Origin of the sequence: Enterobacter quasiroggenkampii, from assembly GCF_043972695.1 — a bacterium.
GTDB classification, from domain to species: Bacteria; Pseudomonadota; Gammaproteobacteria; order Enterobacterales; family Enterobacteriaceae; genus Enterobacter; species Enterobacter quasiroggenkampii.
Window position 1 is genome coordinate 4,716,763 of the sequence record NZ_CP143745.1, and the last position, 10,135, is coordinate 4,726,897.

8 protein-coding genes are annotated in these 10,135 nt (G+C 56.4%); 6 read left to right on the plus strand and 2 right to left on the minus strand.

Annotated features, from left to right (window positions below):
- The first annotated feature begins 4 nt into the window (after positions 1 to 4).
- The 4 genes from kbaY to V1572_RS22490 all read left to right on the plus strand — a co-directional run bounded on the left by kbaY (position 5) and on the right by V1572_RS22490 (position 5,655).
- Complete coding sequence (kbaY, locus tag V1572_RS22475) at positions 5 to 877, plus strand: tagatose-bisphosphate aldolase subunit KbaY (RefSeq protein ID WP_048225073.1); 873 nt, start codon at positions 5 to 7, stop codon at positions 875 to 877.
- Positions 878 to 992: 115 nt separating this feature from the next.
- Positions 993 to 2,564: a maltose/glucose-specific PTS transporter subunit IIBC gene (gene malX, locus V1572_RS22480; RefSeq protein ID WP_395299616.1), complete on the plus strand. Its 1,572-nt coding sequence runs from the start codon at positions 993 to 995 to the stop codon at positions 2,562 to 2,564.
- A 12-nt stretch (positions 2,565 to 2,576) separates the two neighbouring features.
- A complete protein-coding gene (locus tag V1572_RS22485; RefSeq protein WP_395299617.1) occupies positions 2,577 to 3,749 on the plus strand; it encodes a MalY/PatB family protein in 1,173 nt (390 codons plus the stop codon).
- Positions 3,750 to 3,765: 16 nt separating this feature from the next.
- Positions 3,766 to 5,655, plus strand: a complete 1,890-nt coding sequence (locus V1572_RS22490; protein ID WP_395299618.1) for an enterotoxin — start codon at positions 3,766 to 3,768, stop codon at positions 5,653 to 5,655.
- A 19-nt stretch (positions 5,656 to 5,674) separates the two neighbouring features.
- Here V1572_RS22490 and V1572_RS22495 read toward each other — a convergent pair whose 3' ends face one another.
- Both V1572_RS22495 and rsmI read right to left on the minus strand, forming a co-directional pair.
- Entirely contained in the window at positions 5,675 to 6,655 is a 981-nt protein-coding gene (locus V1572_RS22495) for a Fic family protein (protein WP_395299619.1), read from the minus strand.
- Positions 6,656 to 6,660: 5 nt separating this feature from the next.
- On the minus strand, positions 6,661 to 7,524 hold the full coding sequence (rsmI, locus tag V1572_RS22500) for a 16S rRNA (cytidine(1402)-2'-O)-methyltransferase (RefSeq protein WP_048028870.1): 864 nt from the start codon (positions 7,522 to 7,524) through the stop codon (positions 6,661 to 6,663).
- A gap of 62 nt (positions 7,525 to 7,586) precedes the next feature.
- Between rsmI and V1572_RS22505 the strand changes: the two genes are divergently transcribed.
- Both V1572_RS22505 and V1572_RS22510 read left to right on the plus strand, forming a co-directional pair.
- Positions 7,587 to 9,761, plus strand: a complete 2,175-nt coding sequence (locus V1572_RS22505; protein WP_262796607.1) for a penicillin-binding protein activator — start codon at positions 7,587 to 7,589, stop codon at positions 9,759 to 9,761.
- Positions 9,719 to 10,114 (plus strand): YraN family protein, encoded by a 396-nt coding sequence (locus V1572_RS22510; protein WP_045910089.1) that lies wholly within the window; start codon positions 9,719 to 9,721, stop codon positions 10,112 to 10,114. The genes V1572_RS22505 and V1572_RS22510 overlap by 43 nt, the downstream gene beginning before the upstream one ends.
- Positions 10,115 to 10,135 lie beyond the last annotated feature (21 nt).

The following is a 10,135-nucleotide window of genomic DNA, read 5'->3' on the forward strand; positions in this document are numbered from 1 at the left end:
GATTATGAGTATTATCTCGACCAAATATCTTCTCCAGGACGCGCAGACAAAAGGCTATGCCGTTCCGGCGTTCAACATCCACAACGCGGAGACGATCCAGGCGATCCTCGAAGTGTGCAGCGAAATGCGATCGCCAGTGATCCTCGCGGGCACGCCGGGAACCTTTAAGCATATTGCGCTGGAAGAGATTTACGCCCTGTGCAGCGCCTACTCCCTCACCTACGACATGCCGCTGGCGCTGCACCTCGATCACCACGAATCGCTGGACGATATTCGCCGCAAGGTCAACGCGGGCGTGCGCAGCGCGATGATCGACGGCAGCCACTATCCGTTTGAACAGAACGTGAAGCTGGTGAAGTCGGTGGTCGATTTCTGCCACCTCAACGACTGCAGCGTCGAAGCCGAACTGGGCCGCCTGGGCGGTGTGGAAGATGACATGAGTGTTGATGCGGAAAGCGCGTTTCTCACCGATCCACAGGAAGCGAAACGCTTTGTCGAACTGACCGGCGTCGACAGCCTTGCCGTCGCCATCGGCACCGCTCACGGCCTGTATACCAAGCGCCCAAAAATCGACTTCCAGCGGCTGGCCGAGATCCGTGAAGTCGTCACCGTGCCGCTGGTGCTGCACGGCGCGAGCGATGTGCCGGATGAGGATGTGCGTCGCACCATCGAACTGGGCGTGTGCAAAGTTAACGTGGCAACCGAGCTGAAAATCGCCTTCTCTGACGCGGTGAAAGCCTGGTTTGCCGACAACCCGCAGGGCAACGATCCGCGCTTCTATATGCGGGTCGGCATGGACGCCATGAAAGAGGTGGTCAGAAGCAAAATCACCGTTTGCGGCTCCGCAAACCGGCTGCTGCTTCCAGCGGAAGCCTGATCCCATCGCGCATTACGTCAGTACCTAAAAATAACTATAAGCCTCGCAAATATGAAGGCGCGTCCTTAAGCCGGACAGCGCCTTCCATTATCCTAAAAATCCGAGGAGTCCCTACATGACACAGGAAAAGTCGTTTAAATCGAAAGCGTGGGAATTTTTCCAAAGCCTGGGAAAGACCTTTATGTTCCCGGTCTCCCTGCTGGCCTTTATGGGGTTGCTGCTGGGGATCGGTAGCTCCGTCACCAGCCCTTCCACCATTAAAAGCTTTCCCTTTCTGGGCGGCGAGTTAACGCAGCTGACCTTTGGCTTTATCGCCATGGTGGGCGGCTTCGCCTTTACCTATCTGCCGCTGATGTTCGCCATGGCGATCCCGATGGGCCTCGCGAAACGCAACAAGGCCGTGGGCGCTTTTGCCGGGTTCGTTGGCTACATGCTGATGAACATGAGTATCAACTACTACCTGACCGCCACCCACCAGCTTGCCGATGCCGCGACCATGAGACAGGTGGGACAATCGATCGTGCTGGGGATCCAGACCCTGGAGATGGGCGTGCTGGGCGGCATCGTGGTGGGGGTGATTACCTATTTCCTGCACGAGCGTTTTCAGGACACGGTCCTCCACGACGCCTTTGCCTTCTTTAGCGGCATCCGTTTTGTACCGATTATCACCGCCCTTACCCTTTCACTGGTCGGGCTGTTCATTCCCCTGCTGTGGGAATACGTGGCGCTGGGGATTGCCGGGATTGGCCATATTATCCAGAGCACCAGCGTTTTCGGCCCCTTCCTTTACGGCGTGGGCGTGCTGCTGCTTAAACCCTTCGGCCTGCACCACATTCTGCTGGCGATGGTGCGCTTCACGCCAGCAGGCGGGATTGAGATGGTCAACGGCCATGAAGTGGCCGGCGCGCTGAATATCTTCTACGCCGAGCTGAAAGCCGGACTGCCGTTTAGCCCGCACGTTACCGCGTTTCTGTCACAAGGGTTTATGCCGACTTTTATCTTTGGCTTACCTGCCGTGGCCTACGCCATCTACCGTACCGCGCGTCCGGAAAACCGCCCTGTGATTAAGGGTCTACTGCTTTCCGGCGTGCTGGTGTCCGTCGTTACCGGTATTTCAGAGCCGATTGAGTTCCTGTTCCTGTTTATCGCGCCTGCGCTTTACGCCTTCCATATCGTGATGTCGGGCCTGGCGCTGATGGTGATGGCTCTGCTGGGGGTGACCATCGGCAACACCGACGGTGGGATTCTGGATCTGCTGATCTTTGGCGTGATGCAGGGGATGTCGACCAAATGGTATCTGCTGTTCCCGGTCGGTATCGCCTGGTTTGCTATCTACTTCGTCGTCTTCCGCTGGTACATCCTCAAACACGATATCAAGACGCCGGGACGTGAAGTGGATGTACAGGCTGCACAGCAGGCCGTCGAAGCCAACACCCGCGCGCGTGGAAAATCGAAATACGATCATGGGTTTATCCTGCAGGCGCTCGGTGGCAAAGAGAACATCGAGTCGCTCGACAACTGCATCACCCGCTTGCGTCTGGTGGTGAAAGAGATGGGCCTTATCGATCAGCAGGCGCTGAAAGCAGCGGGCGCCCTGTCGGTGGTGGTGCTGGATGCTCACAGCGTACAGGTGATCATCGGCCCGCAGGTGCAGAGCGTCAAAACCGGCATTGAAGCCTTAATTTAACAGGGGGTCGTTGTGTTTGATTTCGACAAAATCATCGAGCGTAAAAGCGATAAGTGCCGTAAATGGGACCATGCGTTTGTCTGCTCACGCTTTGGTGATGTTCCGGAGGGGTTTATTCCGCTGTGGATCGCAGATATGGATTTCACCTCACCGCCCGCCGTTATTGAAGGCTTCCAGCGCATCGTGGAGCACGGCACCTTTGGCTATACGTGGTGTTTCGACGAATTCTACGATGCGACGATCGCCTTTCAGCGCACGCGTCATCAGGTTGAGGTAGACAGGTCGTGGATCACGCTAACCTACGGCACCGTGTCCACACTGCACTACACGGTTCAGGCGTTCTGCACGGCTGGCGACAGCGTGATGATGAACACCCCGGTCTACGACCCGTTTGCAATGGCGGCACAGCGCCAGGGCGTTAAGATCCTCGCTAACCCGCTTCGCGTTGAGGAAAACCGCTATCAGCTGGATTTTCATCTGATTGAAGATCAGCTCAAAACCCACCGTCCAAAACTGTGGTTCTTTTGCTCGCCGCATAACCCCTCGGGCCGAATCTGGCGCGCAGATGAGATACGGCAGGTGTCCGATCTCTGTAAACGCTACGGCACGATTCTGGTGGTCGATGAGGTTCACGCCGAGCACATTCTGGACGGTACATTCGTCAGCTGTCTGACTTCGGGCTGTGCCGCGCAGGACAACCTGATCGTGCTGACATCGCCCAATAAAGCCTTCAACCTGGGCGGGCTGAAAACGTCTTATTCGATGATCCCGGACGATTCGCTGCGCCAGCGCTTCCGCCAGCAGCTTGAGAAGAACTCGATTACTTCCCCCAATATGTTCGGCGTATGGGGGATTATCCTCGCCTACCAGCACGGTCTGCCGTGGCTCGACGCGCTGAACGGGTATCTGCAAGGCAACGCGCGCTACCTTGCAGACGCGATTCAGACCCACTTCCCGGCTTGGAAGATGATGAACCCGGAATCGTCGTATCTGGCCTGGATAGACGTGAGCGCCGACGAGCGCAGCGCCACCCAGTTAACCCAACATTTTGCCCGGCAGGCGGGCGTGGTCATTGAAGACGGCAACCACTACGTGCAAAACGGCGAAAACTACCTGCGGATTAACTTCGGCACCCAGCGCTACTGGCTGGAGCAGTCCATCACCCGAATGCTGAAGCATTACTGATAAGGATCTAAACCCGATGAAAAAAGTGCTCACTCTTTCGCTGCTGGCTCTCTCTGTTTCTCATGGCGCGGCGGCCGCCAACTACGCGCTCAATAACGACAATATTGCCCTTTCGTTTGATGATGCAAACGCAACGGTAGTAGTGAAGGACAGCAAGGCTAACCATCCGCTCACGCCCCAGGAGCTGTTCTTTCTGACGCTGCCGGATGAGACAAAAATCCACGCCGCTGATTTCTCCATCAAGCATGTCGAAAAGCGGGACAACGCGATTGTCATCGACTTTACGCGCCCGGATTTTAACGTAACGGTGAAGCTGAATCTGGTGAAGGATAAGTATGCCAGTATCGATTACACCCTCGCGGCTGTTGGTCAGCCGCGAGACGTGGCGAAAATCACCTTCTTCCCGACGAAAAAGCAGTCACAGTCACCATATGTTGACGGGGCCATTAACAGTTCGCCGATCGTGGCTGATTCGTTCTTTATTCTGCCGGATAAACCGATCGTGAATACTTACGCCTATGAAGCGACGACCAACCTCAACGTCGAGCTGAAAACCCCCATTCAGCCTGAAACGCCGGTCAGCTACACGATGTATTTCGGCACCTTCCCGGAAACCAGCCAACTGCGCCGCAGCGTGAACCAGTTTATCGATGCCGTGCGCCCCCGTCCGTATAGGCCTTACCTGCACTACAACAGCTGGATGGACATCGGCTTCTTTACACCTTACTCCGAGCAGGATGTGCTGGGGCGGATGGACGAGTGGAATAAGGAATTTATCACCGGACGCGGCGTGGCGCTGGACGCGTTCCTGCTGGACGACGGCTGGGACGACCTTACCGGGCGCTGGCTGTTTGGTCCTGCATTCAGCAACGGTTTTGGCAAGGTACGGGAAAAAGCCGACAGCCTGCACAGCTCGGTCGGGCTGTGGCTCTCACCGTGGGGAGGCTACAACAAGCCCCGCGACATTCGCGTCTCGCATGCAAAAGAGTATGGATTCGAAACCGTCGACGGGAAGCTGGCGCTGTCAGGGCCGAACTACTTTAAGCACTTCAATGAGCAGATCGTTAAGCTGATCAAAAACGAACACATTACCTCGTTCAAACTTGATGGGATGGGAAACGCCAATTCGCATATTAAGGGCAGTCCGTTCGCCTCGGATTTTAACGCCTCTATCGCCCTGCTGCATAACATGCGCAGCGCTAACCCAAACCTGTTTATCAACCTGACCACCGGGACCAACGCCAGCCCGTCCTGGCTGTTCTACGCTGATTCGATCTGGCGCCAGGGGGACGACATCAACCTGTACGGCCCCGGCACGCCGGTGCAGCAGTGGATGACCTACCGCGATGCGGAAACGTACCGCTCGATTGTGCGCAAGGGCCCGCTGTTCCCGCTGAACTCCTTGATGTACCACGGGATCGTCAGCGCGGAGAATGCCTACTACGGTCTGGAGAAGGCACAAACGGACAGCGATTTTGCCGACCAGGTCTGGAGCTACTTCGCGACCGGTACGCAGCTGCAGGAGCTGTATATCACCCCGTCAATGCTGAATAAGGCGAAGTGGGACACCCTGGCGCAGGCCGCGAAATGGTCCCGGGAAAACGCCAGCGTGCTGGTGGACACCCACTGGATAGGCGGCGACCCAACGGCGCTGCAGGTTTACGGCTGGGCATCATGGAGCAAGGACAAAGCGATTCTCGGCTTGCGTAACCCGTCGGATAAGCCACAAAGCTACTACCTGGATTTGACGAGAGATTTCGAAGTCCCGACAGGAAACGCGGCGCGGTTTAGTCTGAAGGCGGTGTATGGCCGTAATTCAACCGTACCAGAGGCGTACAAAAACGCCGTGGTGATTACGCTGCAACCGCTGGAAACGCTGGTGTTTGAGGCGATACCAGGGAAATAAAACGTGTTCAGCTGGCAGGTTAAGCCATGACCTGCCAGCTTCCGCCTTTCCTTGCCCCGATGCGTTTTAACTTACCTTTTGTTTGCAAAGAATGGAGATAACGTTCCGCGGTGCGGGAAGTCACGCCCAGTACAGATGCCAACATTACCGCAGTCAATTGCGGTTGAACGGTAAGAAGCTCAAGGATAGCCTTTTCCTTTTCCGACAATCCTTCCGACATTTTTTCCGACATGACGGACGACATGGTTATGCCTTCCCGCAAGGCTTCCGCCATATTTTGCAGCATAAATTCCACGAATACCGTGCAATCACTGGCCCGATCGCATTGCCCTAAAATCTGGTAATAGCGTGCTTGCTGGAAGTGAATCAGTGTCTCAACGGGCAGCCATGCCAGTTCTGCACGCCACTGACTTAAGATCAAGGTTTGCCACAGCCGCCCCATGCGGCCATTTCCATCCGAAAAGGGATGAATAAACTCAAACTCGTAATGAAATACTGAACTGGCAATCAGGGGGTGAAGATCGGTTTGCTTAAGCCAGGTAAGAAGATCGTCGATAAGGCGATCTATCTGCGAAGCGGGCGGAGCCATGTGAACTAACTGGTTTCCACGGTATATCCCAACATCTCCATTCCTGAGCTTGCCGGGGTGATCGACCAGACCAGTCATTAATAATCGGTGTGCATTGAGTAAATCATTAAGCTTCCAGGGCTTCCATTCTGGGAGTTTCTCGTAGGCAAGAATAGCGTTGCGTACTTCCTGAATATCTTTTTCAGGAGCAAGTACGCGCTTGCCATCCATGATTGCCGTCACCTGACCTGTCGTCAGAGAATTGTGTTCAATCGCTAACGAGGCCTGAATGGTCCGAATACGGTTCTCTTTACGAAGTAGCGGAGAAGTTCGACCTGAATGTGCCGCCCAATGCCCTAATAGTTCACCAATCTCAACCACCTGATTGAGGATAAGAGGGGTGATGGTGAAAGGAGGCTGATAGCGGCTCATTTGACTTACTCCCCCTGCTGCTCCAGCGCATACTTATACAGCGCATTTTTCTTCACGCCGTGAATTTCCGCCGCCAGCGCAGCGGCCTTCTTCAGCGGCAGTTCCGCCTGCAGCAGCGCCAGCGTACGCAGCGCATCGGCTGGAAGCGCGTCTTCTTCCGCCTTGTGCCCTTCGACAATCAGCACCATTTCACCCTTGCGGCGGTTTTCGTCTTCCTTCACCCACGCCAGCAGTTCACCTACCGGCGCTCCGTGGATGGTTTCCCAGGTTTTGGTCAGCTCGCGCGCCAGCACCACGTAGCGGCCTTCCCCCCAGACGGTCACCATATCTTCCAGGCTCTCCAGCAGACGGTGCGTGGATTCGTAGAAAATCAGGGTACGCGGTTCCGCTTCCAGGTCTTTTAAGACGTCGCGGCGGCCTTTGGATTTGGCAGGCAGGAAGCCTTCATAGCAGAAACGGTCAGACGGCAGACCTGCGGCGCTTAACGCAGCAATCGCGGCGCACGGTCCCGGCAGGGGTACCACGCGAATACCGGCTTCGCGACAGGTACGCACCAGGTGATAGCCCGGATCGTTGATCAGCGGCGTACCGGCATCGGAGACCAGGGCAATGTTTTGCCCCTCCTTCAGTTTGGCCACCAGCGTTTCGGCTTTTTGTTGCTCATTGTGATCGTGCAGAGCAAACAAACGGGCGTTAATCGCGAAATGTTGCAGCAGTAAGCCGGTATGGCGGGTGTCTTCAGCAGCAATTAAATCAACAGCTTGCAGTACGGTCAGCGCACGTTGGGTAATATCAGACAAATTCCCGATAGGAGTAGGTACAATATAAAGCTGGCCTTGAGAATTATCTGCCGTTTCGTGTTGTTTCATTGTTTCGTCCGTATTGCCGATTTAATATTGAGCATTGCGTAAAAAAAATCACTGGATACAGTATGGTACCGTTAACGTTTCTTCGAAAAAAAGCCACGCGCAGCGTGCCGCTTCTGCTGGCAGCCCTGATCTTTGCAGGCTGTGGCACCCAGGCACCTGACCAGAGCACCGCCCATCTCCAGGGTTCTGCTCAGGCTGATTCTGGCTTTTATCTGCAACAAATGTCGCAGAGTTCAAATGATACCAAGACCAACTGGCAATTACTCGCCATTCGTGCACTGCTGAAAGAGGGTAAAACCCAGCGGGCAGCCGAACTGTTTAACCAGTTGCCAAAAGATCTTAACGACGCCCAGCGTCGTGAGCAGAGCCTGCTCTCTGCCGAGCTGAAAGTTGCGCTGAAAGATTACGCCGCCGCGAAGAAGATCCTCGGTGATATCGACGTGAGCGCGCTGGATAAAAACCAGCAGGCGCGCTTCTGGCAGGCGGGCATTACCGCTGAGCAGGGACGCCCTTCCCTGACCTTGCTCCGTGCGCTCGTCGCGCAAGAGCCGCTGCTTGGCGGTGCTGATAAGCAGAAAAATATTGATGCCACCTGGCAAGCGCTGGCGTCGATGACGCAGGAACAGGCGCAGGCGCTGGTCATCAACGCGGATGAAAACGTCCTGCAGGGCTGGCTGGATCTGCAGCAGATGTGGTTTAACAACCGCAGCGATCCTAAGATGTTAAAAGCCGGCATTACGGACTGGCAGACGCGCTACCCGCAAAACCCGGGCGCGAAAATGCTGCCAACCCAGCTGGTGAACGTGCAGAACTTTAAGCCTGCCTCGACCAGCAAAATCGCCCTCCTTCTGCCACTCAACGGCCAGGCGGCGGTGTTTGGACGCACCATTCAGCAGGGCTTTGAAGCGGCGAAAAACGGCACGACGGCGGTCACCGGCAGCGCCGTTCCCGCACAGGCGGCCCAGGCGGCTAACGTGAATGATGTTGTCAGCCCATCCGCCGCAGAGACCAGCGACCTGACCACGGCGCAAGCGCCAGCGCAGGGCACGATGCAAAACCCGGTGACGGCTCCGACGACACCGTCAGCGACAGCAGCTCCGTCTACTACAGCACCTGCGACCCAGGCTCCGGCCGAGACGCAAGCGGCGCCAGCCGCTGCTCCAGCGCCTGCCACAACAGCAGAACAGCCTCAACCACAGCCTGCACAGCCGACTGCTCAACCTGCCGCACAGCCGCAGCCCGTGGCAACCACCAGCGCCAACCCGGGTGCTGAATTGAAAATCTACGATACCAGTTCGCAGCCGCTGGACCAGGTTCTGGCGCAGGTTCAACAGGATGGCGCGAGCATCGTTGTCGGTCCGCTGCTGAAAAACAACGTGGAAGAGCTGATGAAGAGCAATACCACGCTGAACGTGCTGGCGCTCAACCAGCCAGAGCAGGTTCAGAACCGGGCCAATATCTGCTACTTCGCGCTCTCTCCGGAAGATGAAGCCCGCGACGCGGCGCGTCATATTCACGAGCAGGGTAAGCAGGCGCCGCTGTTGCTCATCCCACGCAGCGCGCTGGGCGATCGCGTGGCCAATGCCTTTGCCGATGAGTGGCAGAAGCTGGGCGGCGGCGTGGTACTGCAGCAGAAATTCGGTTCCGTCTCTGAACTGCGCGCGGGCGTCAACGGCGGGGCGGGTATCGCGCTTAACGGTAGCCCGGTCACCGCGAGCCTGCCACAGCAGCAGGGCGTGACGATTGGCGGCCTGACGATCCCTGCACCGCCAACCGACGCGCAGATTAGCGGTGGCGGTAAAGTGGATGCGGCCTATATCGTTGCCACACCGCAGGAGATCGCCTTTATCAAACCGATGATTGCGATGCGTAACGGCAGCCAGAGCGGCGCAACGCTCTACGCCAGCTCCCGCAGCGCACAAGGCACCGCAGGCCCGGATTTCCGTCTGGAAATGGACGGTCTGCAGTACAGTGAAATCCCGATGCTGGCCGGCAGCAATCCATCCCTGATGCAGCAGGCGCTGAGCGCGGTGCGTAACGATTACTCTCTGGCGCGTCTGTATGCGATGGGGGTTGATGCGTGGGCGCTGGCGAACCACTTTACCCAGATGCGTCAGGTGCCGGGCTTCGAGCTTAACGGCAACACCGGCGATCTGACCGCCACTCAGGATTGTGTGATTAACAGGAAGTTATCATGGCTCAAATACCAGCAGGGGCAGATCGTCCCGGCCAGTTAAGCCGTAAACAGACCGGCGATGCGTGGGAGTTAAAGGCGCGTCGCTGGCTTGAAGGCAAAGGACTGCATTTCATCGCCGCCAACGTCCGCGGGCGTGGCGGCGAAATCGACCTGATCATGAAAGACGGTCAGGTCATCGTGTTTGTAGAAGTGCGCTTTCGACAGTCCTCCCGTTTTGGCGGTGCTGCCGCCAGCGTGACGCTCGCCAAACAACATAAATTATTACAGACTGCCCACTTGTGGCTTGCCCGCCATAATGGGAGTTTTGATACTGTGGATTGCCGGTTCGATGTGATAGCCTTCACCGGAAATGAGATCGAATGGCTTAAAAACGCTTTTGGCGAAGACGCATAATTAAGATTTAAAAGGGATAAC

Bases quoted from the DNA above. Each gene is read 5' to 3' on its own strand.
- kbaY (WP_048225073.1), top strand. From the start codon at position 5: ATGAGTATTATCTCGACCAAATATCTTCTCCAGGACGCGCAGACAAAA.
- malX (WP_395299616.1), top strand. From the start codon at position 993: ATGACACAGGAAAAGTCGTTTAAATCGAAAGCGTGGGAATTTTTCCAA.
- V1572_RS22490 (WP_395299618.1), top strand. From the start codon at position 3,766: ATGAAAAAAGTGCTCACTCTTTCGCTGCTGGCTCTCTCTGTTTCTCAT.
- V1572_RS22495 (WP_395299619.1), bottom strand. From the start codon at position 6,655: ATGAGCCGCTATCAGCCTCCTTTCACCATCACCCCTCTTATCCTCAAT.
- rsmI (WP_048028870.1), bottom strand. From the start codon at position 7,524: ATGAAACAACACGAAACGGCAGATAATTCTCAAGGCCAGCTTTATATT.
- V1572_RS22505 (WP_262796607.1), top strand. From the start codon at position 7,587: ATGGTACCGTTAACGTTTCTTCGAAAAAAAGCCACGCGCAGCGTGCCG.
- V1572_RS22510 (WP_045910089.1), top strand. From the start codon at position 9,719: ATGGCTCAAATACCAGCAGGGGCAGATCGTCCCGGCCAGTTAAGCCGT.